15 protein-coding genes are annotated in these 18743 nt (G+C 65.6%); 5 read left to right on the top strand and 10 right to left on the bottom strand.

The window, feature by feature from the left end; genetic code table 11:
* Positions 1 to 182 precede the first annotated feature (182 nt).
* Positions 183 to 1673 (top strand): MFS transporter, encoded by a 1491-nt coding sequence (locus RAD04_RS28700; protein WP_461626472.1) that lies wholly within the window; start codon positions 183 to 185, stop codon positions 1671 to 1673.
* 209 nt (positions 1674 to 1882) lie between these two features.
* Here the strand turns inward: RAD04_RS28700 and RAD04_RS28695 are convergent, their stop codons facing one another.
* Positions 1883 to 2566, bottom strand: a complete 684-nt coding sequence (locus tag RAD04_RS28695; RefSeq protein WP_183706799.1) for an RlmE family RNA methyltransferase — start codon at positions 2564 to 2566, stop codon at positions 1883 to 1885.
* A 1-nt stretch (position 2567) separates the two neighbouring features.
* Positions 2568 to 3641 (bottom strand): Ppx/GppA phosphatase family protein, encoded by a 1074-nt coding sequence (locus tag RAD04_RS28690; protein WP_461626471.1) that lies wholly within the window; start codon positions 3639 to 3641, stop codon positions 2568 to 2570.
* 210 nt (positions 3642 to 3851) lie between these two features.
* Here RAD04_RS28690 and RAD04_RS28685 point away from each other — a divergent pair, with 210 nt between their 5' ends.
* Positions 3852 to 6224 (top strand): xanthine dehydrogenase family protein molybdopterin-binding subunit, encoded by a 2373-nt coding sequence (locus RAD04_RS28685; protein ID WP_461626470.1) that lies wholly within the window; start codon positions 3852 to 3854, stop codon positions 6222 to 6224.
* 100 nt (positions 6225 to 6324) lie between these two features.
* On the opposite strand, the gene RAD04_RS28680 is transcribed toward RAD04_RS28685, so the two are convergent.
* Complete coding sequence (locus RAD04_RS28680; RefSeq protein ID WP_461626469.1) at positions 6325 to 7125, bottom strand: hypothetical protein; 801 nt, start codon at positions 7123 to 7125, stop codon at positions 6325 to 6327.
* A gap of 104 nt (positions 7126 to 7229) precedes the next feature.
* On the opposite strand from RAD04_RS28680, the gene RAD04_RS28675 reads away from it, so the two are divergent.
* From RAD04_RS28675 to RAD04_RS28665, 3 genes are all read left to right on the top strand, one after another.
* On the top strand, positions 7230 to 7733 hold the full coding sequence (locus RAD04_RS28675) for a YaiI/YqxD family protein (protein ID WP_461626468.1): 504 nt from the start codon (positions 7230 to 7232) through the stop codon (positions 7731 to 7733).
* A gap of 1 nt (position 7734) precedes the next feature.
* Positions 7735 to 9546, top strand: coding sequence for an ABC-F family ATP-binding cassette domain-containing protein (locus RAD04_RS28670; protein WP_461626467.1), 1812 nt, complete (start codon positions 7735 to 7737; stop codon positions 9544 to 9546).
* 67 nt (positions 9547 to 9613) lie between these two features.
* Positions 9614 to 10693 (top strand): D-TA family PLP-dependent enzyme, encoded by a 1080-nt coding sequence (locus RAD04_RS28665; protein WP_461626466.1) that lies wholly within the window; start codon positions 9614 to 9616, stop codon positions 10691 to 10693.
* Positions 10694 to 10863: 170 nt separating this feature from the next.
* On the opposite strand, the gene RAD04_RS28660 is transcribed toward RAD04_RS28665, so the two are convergent.
* The 7 genes from RAD04_RS28660 to RAD04_RS28630 all read right to left on the bottom strand — a co-directional run bounded on the left by RAD04_RS28660 (position 10864) and on the right by RAD04_RS28630 (position 18737).
* Positions 10864 to 12084: a BaiN/RdsA family NAD(P)/FAD-dependent oxidoreductase gene (locus RAD04_RS28660; protein ID WP_461626513.1), complete on the bottom strand. Its 1221-nt coding sequence runs from the start codon at positions 12082 to 12084 to the stop codon at positions 10864 to 10866.
* Positions 12081 to 12998, bottom strand: a complete 918-nt coding sequence (locus RAD04_RS28655) for an SDR family NAD(P)-dependent oxidoreductase (protein WP_461626465.1) — start codon at positions 12996 to 12998, stop codon at positions 12081 to 12083. Before RAD04_RS28655 ends, RAD04_RS28660 begins: the two co-directional genes overlap by 4 nt.
* Positions 12999 to 13272: 274 nt before the next feature.
* The gene (locus tag RAD04_RS28650; protein WP_028145119.1) at positions 13273 to 13752 is read right to left on the bottom strand and encodes a MaoC family dehydratase; all 480 of its coding nucleotides are present in this window, start codon (positions 13750 to 13752) and stop codon (positions 13273 to 13275) included.
* Positions 13753 to 15483: an AMP-binding protein gene (locus RAD04_RS28645; RefSeq protein WP_461626464.1), complete on the bottom strand. Its 1731-nt coding sequence runs from the start codon at positions 15481 to 15483 to the stop codon at positions 13753 to 13755.
* Positions 15484 to 15611: 128 nt separating this feature from the next.
* Entirely contained in the window at positions 15612 to 16514 is a 903-nt protein-coding gene (gene mmsB, locus RAD04_RS28640; protein ID WP_461626512.1) for a 3-hydroxyisobutyrate dehydrogenase, read from the bottom strand.
* 13 nt (positions 16515 to 16527) lie between these two features.
* Positions 16528 to 17595: an enoyl-CoA hydratase/isomerase family protein gene (locus RAD04_RS28635; protein ID WP_461626463.1), complete on the bottom strand. Its 1068-nt coding sequence runs from the start codon at positions 17593 to 17595 to the stop codon at positions 16528 to 16530.
* A complete protein-coding gene (locus RAD04_RS28630) occupies positions 17592 to 18737 on the bottom strand; it encodes an isobutyryl-CoA dehydrogenase (protein ID WP_092252673.1) in 1146 nt (381 codons plus the stop codon). Before RAD04_RS28630 ends, RAD04_RS28635 begins: the two co-directional genes overlap by 4 nt.
* Between the last annotated feature and the right edge of the window lie 6 nt (positions 18738 to 18743).

Below are 18743 nucleotides of genomic sequence, written 5' to 3'. Positions count from 1 at the left end.
CCAAGGGCCGCGCCCCGGAATGACGAGGGAGCGAGAAGTCGCGAACCCCGTTTGACGCAGCGGAGGGTCACACCGTTGTTACGCGGGACTTAGGTGCTATGCGTCGATCCGCAATGGTCGGGGACCAGTGGCAGTGATAAGCCGCAACTCCACCCTCTTCCGATTTTCATTACCAATCCGTCATGGTCGACAAGCAACGCATCATTCCGCTGATCGTGGCCACTGCTCTCTTCATGGAGAACATGGACTCGACGGTGATCGCCACTTCGCTGCCGGCGATCGCGGCCGACATCGGCACCAGCCCCCTGACGCTGAAGCTCGCGATCACGTCCTATCTGCTGTCGCTCGCGGTGTTCATCCCCGCGAGCGGCTGGACCGCCGACCGGTTCGGCGCGCGGATGGTGTTCGCGATCGCGGTCGGCGTGTTCATGGTCGGATCGGTCGGCTGCGCGCTATCGAGTTCGGTCACCGATTTCGTGTTCGCGCGCATCCTGCAGGGCATGGGCGGGGCAATGATGACGCCGGTCGGGCGCCTCGTGCTGCTGCGCTCGGTCGACAAGAGCGCGCTGGTCAACGCCATGGCCTGGGTGACGGTCCCTGCCCTGATAGGTCCGGTGATCGGACCCCCGCTCGGCGGCTTCATCACGACCTACGCGTCCTGGCACTGGATCTTCCTGATCAACATCCCGATCGGGCTGCTTGGCATCTTCATGGCGCTGAAGTTCATCGACCCGATCAAGAGCGAGCAGCGCGAGCCGTTCGATCTGTACGGCATGGTGCTGGCGGGCATCGGCCTCGCCGGCATCGCCTTCGGCCTGTCGGTTGCCGGTCTCAACCTGCTGCCGTGGAGCACCGTCGCCGCGCTGATCGCGGGCGGCGCGATCTCGATGACGCTCTACGTCATTCACGCCCGGCGCACCGGCTCGCCGGTGCTCGATTTCTCGCTCCTGAAGCTGCCGACGTTGCGCGCGGCCGTGTTCGGCGGTTTCATGTTCCGGCTCGGCATCGGCGCGCTGCCGTTCCTGCTGCCGCTCTTGATGCAGATCGGCTTCGGCCTGTCGCCGTTCCATTCCGGCCTCGTCACCTTCGCCTCCTCGCTCGGCGCCATGGGCATGAAGACGCTGGCGGCGCGCATCATCCGCACCTTCGGCTTCCGCAATCTGATGACGGTGAACGCGATCATCAGCGCGTTCTTTCTCGCCGTCTGCGCGCTGTTCACGGTGACGACGCCCCTGCTGATCATCATGGTCATCCTGGTGGTCGGCGGCTTCTTCCGCTCGCTCGAGTTCACCGCGATCAACACGGTCGCCTATGCCGACGTCGAGACTGCGCAGATGAGCCGCGCCACCACCCTCGTCAGCGTCAACCAGCAGCTCGCCGTCTCCGCCGGCGTCGCCGTCGGCGCGGCCTGCGTGGAAACGACGATGTGGTTCAATCATGTCAGCGAGATCGACGCCACCGTGTTCGCCCCCGCCTTCCTCGTGGTCGCGCTGACCTCGGCGGCATCGAGTTGGTTCTTCTGGCAGATGCCCGTCGACGCCGGCCACGAGATCTCCGGCCGCAAGGCCGTGGAGATCGCCAGCCGCAAGGGCGCCGGCAAGGGCGCGGAGAAGGCGGCGGTCAAGACCGCGACGGAGGATACCCAGGACGTGCGGGATCAAAGGTTGGGGTGAGTTGGGCGAGCGGGCGCCTCACACTCGGTGTCGTCCCTGCGAACGCAGGGACCCATAACCGCAGGGACGAGACGTTGCGCGAGTCTGCCACTCCGAGTCTTCGCCAAACTTCTCCCTGTGGCTATGGGTCCCGGATCGGCGCTTCGCTCCAGACAACGCTACGCGTTGTCGGGAGCTTCGCTTGTCCGGGACGACAGGTGGAGATTGGCTCAGGCAGCCCCGCCCCGAAATCCCGTCGCCAGCACGTAACGCTCCGACGAATCCTGCCGGCTCGCCGCGGGCTTCACATGACGCACCGTCGCAAAATCGCGCTTGAGCTGGGCGAGCAGATCGGCGTCGGCGCCGCTCTGGAACGTCTTTGCCAGGAACGCGCCGCCGGGCTTGAGCACGTCGCAGGCAAAGGCAGCGGCGGTCTCGACCAGGCCGACGATGCGGAGCTGGTCGGTCTTGCGGTGGCCGGTGGTGTTGGCGGCCATGTCGGACATCACGAAATCGGCGCCGCCCCCAAGCATCGCGGTGAGCTTGTCCGGCGCATCATTCGCCATGAAGTCGAGCTGCGCGAAATCGACGCCGGGAATCTCGGGCATTTCCAGCAGGTCGATGGCGACGACCTTGCCCTTGCCTTCCACCGAGCCGACGCGCTTGGCCGCGATCTGGCTCCAGCCGCCGGGCGCCGCGCCGAGGTCGACGACGGCCATGCCGGGTTTCAAGAGCCGGAATTTGTCGTCGATCTCCAGAAGCTTGAACGCGGCGCGCGAGCGATAGCCCGCCGCCTTGGCCTTCACGACATAGGGATCGTTGAGCTGCCGCTCCAGCCACAGCTTCGACGACAATTTGCGCTTGCCGCCGGTCTTGACCTGGACGTGCAAGCGGCCGGTGGTGTCCTTGGCCATCTCACCAGCTCCTGAGCGCGCCGTCCTCGCGCATCATCTCGACCAGCATGCCTTCGCGCAAGCCCCGGTCGGCGACGCGCAGGCGCGGCAGCGGGAAGGCGCGGCGGATCGCGTCGAGGATGGCGCAGCCGGCGAGCACGAGATCGGCGCGCTCGACGCTGATGCAGCTGTTGCCGGCGCGCTCCTCATAGCTCATGCCGAGCAGCTTGTTGATGGTCGCGGTGATGTCGGAATCGTTCATCCAGATGCTGTCGATGCGGCGGCGGTCATAGCGCGCGAGGTTGAGATGGATGCCGGCGAGCGTCGTCACCGTGCCCGAGGTGCCGAGCAGGTGCATGCCGGCGAGATCGCTGCCGTGGACTTCGGCGAACGGCGCGACGTGGTTCGCGACCTCCTGCTCCATCGCGGCGTAGATCTCCGGCGTCACGTCACGGCCGCCGAACTGCTCGGCGAGCGTGACCACACCGTAGGGGATCGACATCCAGGCCTTGATCCGCGGCTCCGGATTTTGCGGATCGCGCTCGATCCGCACCAGCTCAGTCGAGCCGCCGCCGATGTCGAACAGGATCGCGCCGCGTCCCCGCGGGTCGACCAACGGCGAACAGCCGAGCACGGCGAGCGCGGCTTCGGTCTCGCGGTCGATCACCTCGAGCTCGATGCCGGTCTCGGCTGCGACGCGGCTACGGAACCCCTCCGCATTCGAAGCCGCGCGGCAGGCTTCGGTCGCGATCAGCCGCAACCGCCGCGCTTTGCGCAAATTGATCTTGTCACGGCAGATGCTGAGCGCGGCGATGGCGCGCTCGATCGCGGCCTCGCTGATGCACCCCGTCGCCGAGACCCCCTCCCCGAGCCGGATGATGCGCGAGAAGGAATCGACGACGCGAAAGCCGTCCTGGGTCGGACAGGCGATCAGCAGCCTGCAATTGTTGGTGCCGAGGTCCAGCGCCGCATAGACGCCGGTTCCCGACGCCTGCGCGCCGACAGCCGGTTCGGTGGCCAACGCCACCGCCGCCATCGACCCCTCCAGCTCACCGTGCGGCGCATGGCCGTCGCGGAGCCGCGTGTGGTCATTCATACAAACTGTCTTTCCGCGGCCGGTCGGGCCGGTCTGGAATTGATTTTTCGCCTGAAACATTAGCAGCGCAGCCGGCCTGCGCAACAACGCATCACATGGGACCATGCCCATTCGTGCGTTGTCGTGAACGGGGTGGTGGGTTATCTCAATGGAGTCCGGTGCCCCGCTGCCGCGAAAATGCGCAAATGCCGGCTTTTCAGGTCATTTCCCATGCAAGAACACACCAAATCGTCCACGCTCGAAAACGCTATTGCACTGCAAAAATATGGCGTCGGGCAGCCCGTCCGCCGCAAGGAGGACGACACGCTGGTGCGCGGCAAGGGCCGCTACACCGACGATTTCAACCTGCCCAACCAGGCCTATGCCGTGGTCGTTCGTTCCACCCACGCCCATGGGCTCATTCGCGGCATCGGCATCGACGCCGCCAGGGCGATGCCGGGCGTGCTCGGCGTGTGGACCGGCAGGGATCTCGATGCCGCCGGCTATGGCCCCTTCACCTGCGGCCTGCCGTTGAAGAGCCGCGACGGCTCGCCTTTGCTCCAGACCAACCGCCAGCCGCTGGCGACCGACAAGGTCCGCTTCGTCGGCGATCCCGTCGCCTTCGTCGTGGCCGAGACTCTGGCGCAAGCGCGCGATGCGGCCGAGGCGGTCGAGCTCGATATCGCGCCTCTGCCGGCTGTGACCGACCCTGAAGAAGCGGCCAAGCCCGGCGCGCCGCAGCTCTACGACCACATTCCTGATAACGTGGCGCTCGACTACCATTATGGCGACATGGACAAGGTCAACGCGGCCTTTGCCAGCGCCGCCCATGTCACCAGGATGGACATCGAGAACACCCGTGTCGCCGTGGTCTCGATGGAGCCGCGCGTCGGCCTTGCCTCTTACGACAAGACAACCGAGCGCTACACGCTTCAGGTACCGACGCAGGGCGTCGCCGGCAACCGCGCGAATCTCGCCAAGAACCTGAAAGTGCCGAACGAGAAGGTGCGCATCCTCACCGCCAATGTCGGCGGCTCCTTCGGCATGAAGAACATCAACTATCCCGAGTACATGTGCATCCTGTACGCGGCGAAAGTGCTGGGCCGCCCAGTGAAATGGCTCGACGAGCGCTCGACCGCCTTCCTCTCCGACAGCCACGGCCGCGCCCAGAAGATCCATGCCGAGCTGGCGCTCGACGCCGAGGGGCATTTCCTCGCGGCCAAGCTGTCCGGCTACGGCAATCTCGGCGCCTACATCACCGGCGTCGCGCCGGGGCCGCTCTCGCTCAACACCGGCAAGAACTTTTCCAGCGTCTACCGCACGCCGTTGATGGCGGTCGACATCAAGGTGGTGCTGACCAACACCACGCTGATGGGCGCCTATCGCGGCGCCGGCCGGCCTGAGGCGAACTATTACATGGAGCGGCTGATCGACCGCGCCGCCGACGAGATGGGCATCAACCGGCTGACCTTGCGCAAGCGCAATTTCATCAAGCCGAACCAGATCCCGTTCGCGGCCTCCTCCGGCGTCACCTATGACAGCGGCGACTTCCAGGCCGTGTTCAACAAGGCGCTCGAAATCTCCGACCACGAGAATTTCGCCAAGCGCAAGAAGGAGAGCAGGAAGGCCGGCAAGCTGCGCGGCATCGCGGTCGGCTCCTATCTGGAGGTCACCGCGCCGCCGAGCCCCGAGCTCGGCAAGATCGTGTTCGAAGCCGACGGCACCGTGCAGCTCATCACCGGCACGCTCGATTACGGCCAGGGCCATGCCACCCCGTTCGCGCAGGTGCTGAGCGAGCAGCTCGGTGTTCCCTTCGAGAGCGTCAAGCTGGTGCAGGGCGACAGCGATATCGTCCACACCGGCAACGGCACCGGCGGTTCGCGCTCGATCACGGCAACCGGCCAGGCCATCGTGGGGGCTGCCAAGCTCGTCATTGAGAAAGGCAAGCGCGCAGCGGCGCATATGCTCGAAGCGTCCGAAGCCGACATCGAATTCGAAGGCGGCAGCTTCACGATCGCCGGCACCGATCGCAGCATCGACATCATGGAGCTCGCCAAGAAGCTGCACGACGGCAAGACGCCGGAGGGCGTGCCCGATAGCCTCGACGTCGATCACACCAGCGAACCGGTCGCCTCGGCGTTCCCGAACGGCTGCCACGTCGCCGAGGTCGAGATCGATCCGGAGACCGGCGTGGTGCAGATCGTGCGCTACAGCGCGGTCAACGATTTCGGCACTGTGATCAACCCGCTGCTGGTCGCAGGCCAGCTCCATGGCGGCGTCGTCCAGGGCATCGGCCAAGCGCTGATGGAGCATATCCGCTACGACGAGAGCGGCCAGCCGATCACGGGTTCGCTGATGGACTACGCCCTGCCCCGCGCCGAGGACGTTCCCAACATGACAGTCGGCGATCACCCGGTGCCCGCCACGACCAATCCGCTCGGCAGCAAGGGCTGCGGCGAAGCCGGCTGCGCCGGCAGCCTGTCGACGGTGGTGAACGCCGTGCTCGATGCGCTCTCGGATTACGGCATCAAGCAGATCGACATGCCGCTGACGCCGGAGCGGGTGTGGCGGGCGATCCAGGACGCGAAGAGCAAGGCGGCGTAAGCTCCGTTCGTCATTCCGGGGCGGTCCGCAGGACCGAACCCGGAATCTCGAGATTCCGGGTTCGATGCTTCGCATCGCCCCGGAATGACGTTACCTGTGATTACGCCACCGCCTGCTCGCGCGGCTGGTAGATCGCAATGTGCTGGCAATGCGCCAGAGGCGTGGTGCCGTTGGCGACGACGAGCGCGACGAGCTCGACGAAGCGGTGGCCTTTCTTCTCGTAATTCGCAGTGACTTTCGCCCGCGCGGTGATCTCATCACCGGTGCGTGCGGCGGACAAGAGGTGCATGCGGCTGCCGACGTGGATCCACGGGCCGAGAATGGTGTTGTCGACCAGCACGCGGTTCATGACGCGCTGGATCAGGCCGGGATGGCCGAGCCCTTCGTGCGCAAAGATCGGATCGGTTTCCCTGATGTCGGCGAGATAGTCAGCCGCATCCTGCCCGGCCCATCGTCGGGGCGTCGTGCCCAACCATTTGCCTGTCTCGAACGTCGCGGGGCTGACCGGCGTGCGCTCAGCGACTGCGGGCACCGCAACGTAGTCACTCAGTGACACCGCAGGCGCCGCCGCCGGCAACGAGGCCGTGCCTGTCGCGCAGAGCTCGGTACGGCTGAACACCTCGATCGTCAGCAAGCCGTTGTGCTCGGTCGCATCGACATCGGCGGTCTCGCCGTCATAGACCGGCTTGATGAAGCGGGCCTCGACCAGCCCGCGCGACAGGAAATCGCGGCCCCAGCGAGCAATCGGCACGTGCATCATGTAGGCGAAGACATCGACGCCCGGGACCAGCCCGCCGGAAAAGCCGAAGCGACGCGCCACCGTGTCGTCATGCATCTTGTTTTCGGATTGCTTGGCGGTGTTGTAGGCCTCGACGCGCCAGGTTTCGAGCTGGTTCGGCATGGGGTCATCTTCCCTGTTCTTGTTGTTTCGGGCGGATCGTAGGCCCCAGGGAACACCGGTCAATCCCCTCGCCTTTGCGGCCCGAATGGGGTACCACGCGGCGAATGACTGACACCCCCACCCGCATCTATGTCGACGCCGACGCCTGCCCGGTAAAGGACGAGATCTATCGCGTCGCGCTCCGGCACGGCGTGCCCGTGAGCGTGGTCGCCGGCAATTTCATCCGCGTGCCGCACGATCCGCTGATCGAGCGTATCGCCGCAGGCGCCGGCATGGACGCCGCCGACGACTGGATCGTCGAGCGCGTCAAGCCCGGCGACGTCGTCGTGACATCGGACATTCCGCTCGCGAGCCGCTGCGTCAAGGCCGGCGCGGACGTGATCGCCCCGAACGGCAAGCCGTTCACAGAAGAGTCGATCGGGATGACGCTCGCGGTGCGCAATCTGATGACGGATCTGCGCTCGGCCGGCGAGGTCACCGGCGGCCCGCGATCATTCGCACCGCGCGACCGTTCCGCCTTCCTCTCGGCGCTCGACCAAACGCTGCGCCGGATCCAGCGCCGCCGCGCCGATCAGGCCGCAGCGAGCCAGAATTTGAGTCAGGGCTGATATGGCGCCGCCGCTGATCCAACTCAAAGACATCAGGCTGACCTTTGGCGGCACACCACTGCTGTCAGGCGTCGAGCTCAATGTCGCGCCGGGTGAGCGCGTCTGCCTGATCGGCCGCAACGGCTCGGGCAAGTCGACGCTGCTGAAGATCGCGGCCGGCCTCGTCGAGCCCGACGGCGGCACGCGCTTCGTGCAGCCGGGCGCGACCGTGCGTTACCTGCCGCAGGAGCCCGACTTCGGCGAGCACAAGACCACGCTTGCCTATGTCGAGTCCGGTCTCGCCCCCGGCGACGACCAGCACCAGGCGCGCTACCTGCTGGAGCAGCTTGGCCTGACCGGTGACGACAACCCGCATAACCTCTCCGGCGGCGAGGCCCGCCGCGCGGCGCTGGCCTATGTGCTCGCGCCCTCGCCCGACATTTTGCTGCTGGACGAGCCGACCAACCATCTCGATCTCGCCACCATCGAGTGGCTGGAGCAGGAGCTCGACTCCAGGCGCAGCGCGCTGGTGATCATCAGCCATGACCGCCGCTTCCTCACCAATCTCTCGCGCTCCACCGCGTGGCTCGACCGCGGCCGGATCAAACAGATCGATCGTGGCTTTGCTTCGTTCGAGAGCTGGCGCGACGAGGTGCTGGCGGAAGAAGAGCGCGACCAGCACAAGCTCGACCGCAAGATCGTCGACGAGGAGCACTGGCTGCGCCATGGCGTCTCCGGCCGGCGCAAGCGCAACGTCAAGCGGCTCGGCAATCTGCATGCGCTACGCGACCAGCGGCGCAACTATCGCGGCACGGCCGGCACCGCCAGTCTCGCAGCCAGCGAAGCGGAGCAATCCGGCAAGCTGGTGATCGAGGCGAAGGGCGTCACCAAGGCCTATGGCGAGCGCATGATCGTCGAGAATTTCTCGACGCGCATCCAGCGCGGCGACCGGCTCGGCATCATCGGACCGAACGGCGCCGGCAAGACCACGCTTGTCAATCTGCTCACCGGCGGCGGGGAACCGGATTCCGGCACGATACGTCTCGGCGCCAATCTGGAGGTAGCGACGCTCGATCAGCACCGCGAAAGCCTCGATCCGAAATCGACGCTAGCCGAAGCACTCACCGGCGGTCGTGGCGACCAGATCATGGTCGGCGGCAAGCCGAAGCACGTCGTCGGCTACATGAAGGACTTTTTGTTCGCGCAGGAGCAGCGCGGCACCCCGGTGGAGGTACTCTCGGGCGGTGAGCGCGGCCGGCTGATGCTGGCGCGGGCGCTGGCAAAACCCTCGAACCTGCTGGTGCTGGACGAGCCGACCAACGATCTCGATCTCGAAACCCTCGACGTCCTGGAAGACATGCTCGGCGATTACGAGGGCACCGTCATCCTGATCAGCCATGACCGCGACTTCCTCGACCGCGTCGTCACCTCCGTGATCGCGCCTGAGGGCAACGGCAAGTGGACCGAATATGCCGGCGGCTACAGCGACATGCTGACCCAGCGCGGCGCGGATCTGAAGCGTGAAACGGCGAAGGCGCAGCCGGTTGCGGAGAAGAGAGAGGAGCGCGCCGCTGCTCCCGCCTCCGCACCGAGGCGCAAGCTGAGCTTCAACGAGAAGCATGCGCTGGAAACGCTGCCGAAGAAAATGGAGACGCTGCAGGCCGATATTGCGAAACTGCAGCGCGTGCTCGACGATCCCAATCTCTATGCGAAAGATCGCAAGAAATTTGACGACACCTCCGCCGCCATCGCCAAGGCGCATGATGAACTGTCTGCCGCTGAAGAGCGCTGGCTCGAACTTGAAATGCTTCGTGAAGAAATAGAGCAGGCCTAGCGCGCATTCCGCAAAAGTGGGCACCGGTTTTGCCATCAGAATGCGCGCCAACTAAGAGACGACTCCCATGACAACTCCCCTCGCCGCAAAAATCGCCCGCGAATACGGCACGCCCTGCGCCGTCATCGACATGGACAGGGTCGAGCGCAACATCGCGCGGATCCAGAAAGCCTGCGACGAGGCCGGTGTCGCCAACCGTCCGCACATCAAGACGCACAAGAACCCGACCATCGCCAAGATGCAGGTCGCGGCCGGCGCCAAGGGCATCACCTGCCAGAAGCTCGGCGAAGCCGAGATCATGGTCAATGCCGGCATCGACGACATCCTGATCAGCTACAACCTTCTCGGCGAAGAGAAGATGGCCCGCCTCGGCGCGCTGCAGGCCAAGGCCAACATGACGGTGGCCGCCGACAATTCGACCGTCGTCGCCGGCCTGCCCAAGGCTGCGGCGGCATCGGGCCGTCCGCTCTCGGTCGTGGTCGAATGCGACACCGGCCGCAAGCGCGCCGGCGTCGAGACCCCGGCGGAAGCCATTGCGCTGGCGCGCGAGATCGCCGGCTCGAAGGGACTGCAGTTTGCAGGATTCATGCTGTATCCGACCGAGACCGGCTGGGCGGACGCGCAGAAATTCTACGACGAGGCGCTGGCCGGTGTGCGCGCGCACGGGCTGGACGCAAAAATCGTCTCGACTGGCGGCACGCCGAATCTGAAGAACATCGGCAAGCTCAAGGGCGGCACCGAGCATCGTTTTGGCACCTACATCTATAACGACCGCATGCAGGTCGCGGCCGGCGTCGCCAGTTGGGACGACTGCGCGCTCCACATCTATTCGACCGTGGTCAGCCGCGCCGCGCCCGAGCGCGGCATTCTCGATGCCGGCTCGAAGACGCTGACGACGGATACCGGCGGCCTCGACGGCCACGGCCTGATCCTGGAACACCCCGAAGCTAGAATCGCAAAATTCGCCGAGGAGCACGGCTTCCTCGATCTCTCCCGCAGCAACACGCGCCCGAACGTCGGCGACGTCGTCCGCATCGTGCCGAACCATGTCTGCGTCGTCGTCAACATGATGGACGAAGTGGTGATGGTGCGCGGCGAGGAGATCCTCGGCACGCTCCCGGTCGCGGCGCGGGGCAAGCTGAGGTAGCAGTTCGGCGCCCGCGCATCCTTCGAGGCTCGCCTTCCGGTGCTGTCGCACCGGAAGGCGAGCACCTCAGGATGACGCTTTCTCTTGAACTGTCCCCAAGACGACGCTCTCTCATAGCCGTCACCCTGAGGTGGCCGCTTCTTCAGCGGCCCTCGAAGGGCGACGGTGTTTTATGAACGCTTCAACCAGTCCAGCACGCCCCTGCCCGCGGCAGCCCCCGTCGCGAACGAGGCCTGGAGCAGATAGCCGCCTGTCGGCGCTTCCCAATCCAGCATCTCGCCGGCGGCGAACACGCCGGACAATTTGCGCAGCATGAAGTTTTGGTCGAGCTCTTCGAAGGATATTCCGCCCGCCGTCGAGATCGCGCGATCGATCGGGGCAACGCCGGTGAGCTGAACCGGAATGGCGTTGATCAGATGCGCAAGCTCGGCCGGCGAGAACGAGGCCAGTGGCCGGCCGGACACGATGGCGGCCTCCTGCATCAGGCCGATCCCGACCGGCGACAATTGCGCCGCCTTGCGCAGGAAGTTCGCGAGCGATTGCTTGCCGCGCGTCCCCGACAGCCGCGTGGTCAGCGCGGCGGCATCGAGGTCGGGCCGCAACGCGATCGAAAGCGTCGCTTGCCCGAGACCCAGCACCGCCTCCCGCAGCTCCGCCGACAGCGCGTAGATCGCGCCGCCTTCGATGCCGCTGCGTGTGATCATGGCTTCGCCCCGCACCGTGTGCGCGCCGATCGTCAGCGCCACGCCCTTGAGCGGCTGGCCCTCGAAACGATCGCGGAACACATCGGACCAAGCGACCGTGAAGCCGGAATTGGCTGGCCGCAGTTTTGAGATGGCAACGCCTTTCGCGGCAAGGAGCTCGACCCAGCCGCCATCCGATCCGAGCCGCGGCCAGCTCGCGCCGCCGAGCGCAAGCACCGTCGCATTGGCAACGACAGCCGCACCGCCATCTGGCGTTCGAAACAACAGCCGCCCCTCGTCATCCCAGCCGGTCCAGCGATGACGAAAGGCAAACCGCACGCCGCTCGCATCGAGCCGCCGGAGCCACGCGCGCAGCAAGGGCGAGGCCTTGAATGCCTTTGGAAACACCCGCCCGCTGGTGCCGACGAAGGTCGGCTCACCCAGGGCTTCGCTCCACGCGCGCAGCGCCTCCGGCGAGAACGCCTCGATCGCCGCCTGCAGCCTCGGAGCCGCCTCGCGATAGCGCGCCATGAATTCCGACAGCGGTTCGCTGTGGGTGAGATTGAGCCCGCCCCGGCCGGCCATCAGGAATTTGCGGCCCGCGGACGGCATCGCGTCGTACACGGTGACGCGCGCGCCGCCCTGCGCCAGCATCTCCGCCGCCATCAGCCCGGCGGGACCGGCCCCGATGACGGCGACGTCGGTCAGAGCTTGATCCCCGCCCGCGCCGCGGCCTGCGCCACGTATTTCTGCGTCTGCTCGAACGCCCCGGTCAGCGCCTTGGCTTTCGACATGTCGCTGATCTCCGCGAAATGCGCGGCGACCGCGTCCGGCGTCCATTCGGATTCCGGCAGGTTGATGCCTTCGCTCTCCACGATCTTGATCACCGCGAAGGAGCCCGCGCCGGCGCCCATGATGGTACGGGTCGGCGCGTCCTCGCTGAGCATGTATTCGACCGCGGGCGTGATCGCGTTCGGCTTCATCAGTTGCAGCGCCTGCGGCGGCAACAGCTCTTCCGTCATACGGGTCGCGGCCGTCGGCGAGATGATGTTGACGCGGATGTCGGACTTGCGGCCTTCCTCGGCCAGCACGTTCATCAGGCCGACAATGCCGGACTTGGCCGCGCCGTAATTGGCCTGGCCGAAATTGCCGTAGAGGCCGGAGGACGACGTCGTCAGCACGATGCGGCCATAGTTGCGATCGCGCATGCCGGCCCAAGCGGCCTTGCAGCAGTAGAAGGTGCCGACGAGGTGGACGTCGAGCACTTTCTGGAAGTCGGCGGCTTCCATCTTGCCGAACGACTTGTCGCGTAAAATGCCGGCATTGGCGCACAAGAGATCAACGCTGCCCCATTCCTTGGTGGCGCGCTCGACCATGGCGGTGACCTGTTCGAAATTCGAGACGTCGGCGCCATCGGCCATCGCGGTGCCGCCGGCTTTGCGGATTTCCTCGACCACGGTCTCGGCCGGCGACAGCGAGCCACCGGTGCCGTCACGCGCGCCGCCGAAATCGTTGACGACCACTTTCGCGCCGCGGCTGGCCAGCCCGAGCGCATGCGCACGCCCCAGACCATTGCCCGCGCCGGTGACGATGGCGACGCGTCCGTCGAACCTGATTGCCATGAGTGCGTTTCCTTTCTTCCTTCTCCCCCTTGCGGGAGAAGGTGGCATAGGCGGCCTACGGCCGCCGTCCTAAAAAGACGCCGACGCGTAGCGTCGGCTACGGCGCCGGATGAGGGGTTTGCTTCTACAGGCGAGTCCGCGGAGAGATACCCCTCACCCGGCTTCGCTCTGCGAAGCCACCCTCTCCCACAAGGGGAGAGGGTGAAATCGCGCGTTGCGTCGCTTTTGAGCAGCGATGGGTTGCCGGGTCAAGCCCGGCAACGACGCTTCGGGCCTAGGCGAAATAGATCAGACCCAGCCACTCCGCGACCAGCGCCGGCTTGTCCTCGCCCTCGATCTCCACCGTGACATTGGTGCGGGACTGCAGCTCGTTGGGCTTGCGGAGCTTGGCTTCGGCCAGCACGAAACGGCCGCGAACGCGCTTGCCCGAGCGGACCGGCGAGATGAAGCGCAGCTTGTCGAAGCCATAGTTCACGCCCATCGTGGTCCCCGCGATCACGGGCATCACCTCATAGGACATGATCGACAGCAGCGACATCGTCAGGAAGCCGTGCGCGATGGTGGTACCGAACGCCGTCTCCTTCTTGGCACGTTCAGGGTCGACGTGGATGAACTGGTGATCCTCGATCACGTCGGCATAGGTGTCGATGCGCGGCTGATCGATCAGGTGCCACGACGATACGCCGATCTCCTTGCCGACCATGGCCTGGTAGGCTTCCAAGGAAATCGGCGGCTTCTTCCAGACTTCGTTCACTTAGGTCTCACTCCGTGTTTTCGGCAGTTCCGGAAAATCCTCCTCACGGAATTCCCGGCCGCGCAGCGGATCGTTGCGATCATCGTCGCGCTCGAGCCTGCGTAGCTGCACGCGGCGGATTTTGCCAGAGATCGTCTTCGGCAGCTCGGTGACGATTTCGAGGCGACGGATGCGCTTGAACGGGGCGAGCCGCGTGTGCAGGTGCCGGAAGATGGACAGCGCGGTCTCCGGCGTCCGCTCCGCGCCCGAGGTCAGCAGCACGAACGCCTTGGGGATCGCGAGCCGGATCGGATCCGGGCTCGGCACCACCGCGGCTTCCGCAACCAGCTCGTGCTCGAGCAGCACGCTCTCCAGCTCGAACGGGCTGATGCGGTAGTCCGACGACTTGAACACGTCGTCGGAGCGGCCGACAAAGGTAAGATAGCCCTCGTCGTCTTCGAAAACGACATCGCCGCTGCGATAGAGCTCGCCTTCGTCGCCGGAGAGCTTGCCGTCGTCGCTCTGATAGCCCTGCATCAGCCCGGCGGGGCGCTCGACGCCGAGCAGCAGCGTGACCTCGCCTTCCTTCGCCTTGTTGCCGTCGGCATCGCTGATCTGCACGCGATAGCCCGGCAGCGGCCGGCCCATCGAGCCGATCTTGATCGTCTGGCCCGGCGAGTTGCCGGCCAGCGCGGTGGTTTCGGTCTGGCCGTAGCCGTCGCGGATGGTGAGGCCCCAGGCCGCCCGCACCTGGTCGATCACTTCAGGGTTGAGCGGCTCGCCGGCGCCGCAGACCTCGCGCAAGCTCACCTTGAAGGACGCCAGGTTCTCCTGGATGAATAGCCGCCACACCGTCGGCGGCGCGCACAGCGTGGTGACGCCGCAGCGGCCGATGGTGGCAAGCAGGCCTTTCGCATCGAAGCGCGGCTGGTTGACCACGAACACAGTGGCGCCCGCGTTCCATGGCGCGAAGAAGCAGCTCCAGGCATGCTTGGCCCAGCCGGGCGAGGAGATGTTGAGATGGACGTCGCCGGGCTTCAGCCCGATCCAGTACATGGTCGACAGATGCCCGACCGGATAGCTGCGCTGGCTGTGCCGGACGAGTTTTGGTTTTGCCGTGGTCCCCGAGGTGAAATAGAGCAGCATCGGGTCGTCGGCATTAGTCGAGCCGTCGGCGCTAAAACTCTCCGGGGCCTTTGCGGCATCATCATAGGAGAGCCATCCGTCGTGAGCCGGGCCGACCACGATGCGAACGATATTCTCGGCACCAAGGCTTTCGAATTTAAGGCTTGCGAATTTCGCGACTTGGTCCTCGGCGGCCACCACCGCCCTCGCCTTGCCGCGATCGAGGCGATCGCGAAGCTCGTCCGCGGTGAGCAGCGTGGTCGCAGGGATCACGACGACGCCGAGCTTCATCGCCGCCAGCATCGTCTCCCACAGCGGAACCACATTGCCGAGCAGCAGCAGAAGATGATCGCCGCGCTTCAGGCCCTGCCCACGGAGGAAATTCGCGACCTGGTTCGAGCGCTTCGACAGCGCCGCAAAGGATAGTTTTGTCTGCCGGTCCTGCGCGGCATCGACGATCCAGAGCGCGGCCCGGTCCTTGGCTTCCGCGTCCTTCGCGAGCTCATCGAACCAGTCGAGCGCCCAGTTGAAGGGAACCGGATCCGGCCAGCGGAAGCCTGTGACCGCCGTCTCGTAATCCGTGCGGTGCTTGAGCAGAAACGCGCGCGCGTCCTGAAATGTCGTCATGTTCCGGGCCCGTCGAATTGATGTTCGAGCGTAGCCCGGATGGAGCGAAGCGCAATCCGGGGCCGGCTACACCATTGGAAGCAGCTGTCCCGGATTTCGCTTCGCTCCATCCGGGCTACGAAGCCTCGCTATTTTCCAGCGAGGCTGCGAACGTGCTTGATAATTCCGGAAAAATCCACCCCACCTTGCCCGGCTGCGTCGAAAGACTGATAGATCTCCTGCGCATGCTTGCCGAGCGGGGTGGCCGCGCCCGCAGCCTTCGCGGCGTCCTGCGCCAGCGTCAGATCCTTCACCATCAGCGCCGAGGCAAAGCCCGGCTTGTAGTCGTTGTTCGCGGGCGAGGTCGGCACCGGGCCCGGCACGGGGCAATAGGTCGTCAGCGACCAGCACTGGCCCGACGAAGTCGAGGCGACGTCGAACAGCGCCTGATGCGAGAGCCCGAGTTTCTCGCCGAGCGCAAACGCCTCGCTCACCGCGATCATGGAGATGCCGAGGATCATGTTGTTACAGATTTTTGCAGCCTGCCCTGCGCCGGCCCCGCCGCAATGCACGATCTTCTTGCCCATGTTCTCCAGCACCGGCTTTGCCGCCGCGAATGCGTTCTCCTCGCCACCGCACATGAAGGTGAGCGTCGCGCCCTTGGCGCCGCCGGTGCCGCCGGAGACCGGCGCATCCACCGAAAGCACGCCGTGCTTGGCGGCGAGCGCATGCGCCTGCCGCGCACTCTCGACGTCGATGGTCGAGCTATCGATGACCAGCGCGCCCTTGGCCATCGCGGGAAGGATTTCGTTCCAGACGCCGAGCACATGCTTGCCGGCCGGCAGCATGGTGACGACGACATCGGCGCCCTTCACTGCGCCCGCGGCGCTGTCGGCGATGCCGGCGCCGTCGGCCTTGGCCTGATCGCGCGAGGCTTCGACGAGATCGAACGCCACCACCTTGTGGCCCGCCTTGACCAGATTGGCCGCCATCGGGCCGCCCATGTTGCCGAGACCGATGAATGCGATCGTGGCCATTGTCGTTTCCTCCAGCTTCAATCGTTGATTAGTTGAACTTCAGCTCGTCGGCGCCGATCTCGGCGAGATACGGCGCAAGCATCTCTGGCGTCACATCCTCGATCCGCGGCGGCGACCACGTCGGGTTGCGATCCTTGTCGATCACGGCCGCGCGCACGCCCTCGCGAAAATCGTCACTGCGAAACACCTCCAGTGCGGCGCGGTATTCGCGCACCAGGCACTCCTCCAGGCTCGACGCCTCGCGCGCCAGTCGCAACAGTTTCAGCGTCACCACCATGCCGCGCGGCGATTTCTCGTTGAGCGTCTTCAGCGTCGCCAGCGCGAAGTCGGAGCCGTCACGTTTCAGGGCAGCAAAGATATCTTCCATGCGGTCGAAGCCGAACAATGCGTCGATAGCAGGCTCTTTTGCGGCGACCGGTCCCGCGGTCTCGCCCGTCGCAAAGCCGTTGATGAGCCCGCCGACATCGGCGGCAGTTACGCCTGGACGAACCTTGGTTAGCGCCTCGCGCAGCTCCGGCCATTTGGCCGCTGGCACCACAGCGTCGGCGAACTTGGCATGGATCGCGTCGGGCCCGTTCATGGTCTGGCCGGTCAGGCCGAAGTAAGTGCCGACCTCGCCCGGCGAGCGCGACAACAGAAAGGTTCCGCCAACGTCAGGGAAGAAGCCGAGCCCGACCTCGGGCATCGCCAGTTTTGTGCGATCGGTGACGATGCGGTGGCTGGCATGGGCGGAGAGCCCGACGCCGCCGCCCATCACGATGCCGTCCATGAAGGCGATATAGGGCTTCGGGAATTTCTTGATCCGGGCGTTGAGGATGTATTCCTCGCGCCAGAGGATCTTGCCGAGGTCGCCGTTGACCTTCGAGCTCTCCCAGAGCGTGCGGATGTCGCCGCCGGCACAGAGGCCGCGCTCGCCGGAGCCTTCCAGCAGGATCACTGCGACGGCGGGATCGGCCTCGAAGCGGTCGAGCGCCTTGTCGATGTCGCGAAACATCTCCAGCGTGACGGCGTTGATGGCCTTGGGACGATTGAGCCTGATGATTCCGGCCGCGCCCTCGACGCGCGCGACCAGATCGCCCTCTTCCACCACCGTCATCGCGCGCCCTCGATCAGTTTGCGCGCCACGATCAGCCGCATGATTTCATTGGTACCTTCGAGGATCTGGTGCACACGCAGATCACGCACGATCTTCTCGATCCCATATTCGCTCAAGTACCCGTAGCCGCCGTGAAGCTGCAGCGCATGGTTGGCGACCTCGAAGCCGACATCGGTGCCGAAGCGTTTGGCCATCGCACATAGCATCGTGGCATCGGGGTCCTTGCGGTCCAGCGCCGCGGCGGCACGCCACAGAAAAGTGCGCGCGGCCTCGAGCTCGATCGCCATGTCGGCGAGACGGAATTGCAGCGCCTGGAATTCGTCGAGACGCTTTCCGAACGCCTTGCGTTCCTTCATGTAGGCGCGCGCCTTGTCGAGCGCGGTCTGCGCACCACCCAGCGAGCATGCGGTGATGTTGAGGCGGCCGCCATCGAGGCCGGCCATCGCGATCTTGAAGCCGATGCCCTCCTCGCCGAGGCGATTGGCAACTGGCACGCGGGCGTTCTCGAACATCACGGCGCGGGTCGGCTGCGCGTTCCAGCCCATTTTGCGCTCATTGGCGCCGAAGGAAACGCCCGGCGTCTTGCCGTCGATGACGAGCGTCGAGATGCCGCCGGGGCCATCGCCCCCGGTGCGCACCATCGCGACCAGCAGATCAGTGCCGCCGGCGCCGGAGATGAACTGCTTCTGGCCATTGAGAACGTAGTGATCGCCATCGCGCACCGCGCGGGTGCGGAGCGCCGCGGCATCCGAGCCCGCGCCCGGCTCAGTCAGGCAGTAGCTGGCGATCAGCTCCATGGTGCAGAGTTTTGGCAACCATGTATGGCGCTGGGTGTCGCTGCCGAAGGCATCGATCATCCAGCTCGCCATGTTGTGGATCGAGATGAAGGCGGAGGTGGTCGGACAGCCCGTCGCCAGCGCCTCGAAGATCAGCGCCGCGTCGAACCGTGTCATCGCGGATCCCCCGACATCCTCGCGGATGTAGATGCCGCCCATGCCCAGCGTCGCGGCCTCGCGCATCACGTCGACGGGGAAATGCTTCTCCTCGTCCCAGCGCAGTGCGTGCGGCGCGATCTTCTCCGCCGCAAACGCCAACGCCATGTCGCGAACCGCGATCTGATCCTCGTTCAGAGCGAACTGCATATGAGC

The organism is Bradyrhizobium sp. 25ACV (genome assembly GCF_054863005.1).
The sequence above is the reverse complement of the archived record's forward strand: the minus strand, read 5'-3'. Positions and strand labels throughout refer to the sequence as shown.

Bases quoted from the DNA above. Each gene is read 5' to 3' on its own strand.
- RAD04_RS28700 (WP_461626472.1), top strand. From the start codon at position 183: ATGGTCGACAAGCAACGCATCATTCCGCTGATCGTGGCCACTGCTCTC.
- RAD04_RS28695 (WP_183706799.1), bottom strand. From the start codon at position 2,566: ATGGCCAAGGACACCACCGGCCGCTTGCACGTCCAGGTCAAGACCGGC.
- RAD04_RS28690 (WP_461626471.1), bottom strand. From the start codon at position 3,641: ATGAATGACCACACGCGGCTCCGCGACGGCCATGCGCCGCACGGTGAG.
- RAD04_RS28685 (WP_461626470.1), top strand. From the start codon at position 3,852: ATGCAAGAACACACCAAATCGTCCACGCTCGAAAACGCTATTGCACTG.
- RAD04_RS28680 (WP_461626469.1), bottom strand. From the start codon at position 7,125: ATGCCGAACCAGCTCGAAACCTGGCGCGTCGAGGCCTACAACACCGCC.
- RAD04_RS28675 (WP_461626468.1), top strand. From the start codon at position 7,230: ATGACTGACACCCCCACCCGCATCTATGTCGACGCCGACGCCTGCCCG.
- RAD04_RS28670 (WP_461626467.1), top strand. From the start codon at position 7,735: ATGGCGCCGCCGCTGATCCAACTCAAAGACATCAGGCTGACCTTTGGC.
- RAD04_RS28665 (WP_461626466.1), top strand. From the start codon at position 9,614: ATGACAACTCCCCTCGCCGCAAAAATCGCCCGCGAATACGGCACGCCC.
- RAD04_RS28655 (WP_461626465.1), bottom strand. From the start codon at position 12,998: ATGGCAATCAGGTTCGACGGACGCGTCGCCATCGTCACCGGCGCGGGC.
- RAD04_RS28645 (WP_461626464.1), bottom strand. From the start codon at position 15,483: ATGACGACATTTCAGGACGCGCGCGCGTTTCTGCTCAAGCACCGCACG.
- RAD04_RS28635 (WP_461626463.1), bottom strand. From the start codon at position 17,595: ATGACGGTGGTGGAAGAGGGCGATCTGGTCGCGCGCGTCGAGGGCGCG.
- RAD04_RS28630 (WP_092252673.1), bottom strand. From the start codon at position 18,737: ATGCAGTTCGCTCTGAACGAGGATCAGATCGCGGTTCGCGACATGGCG.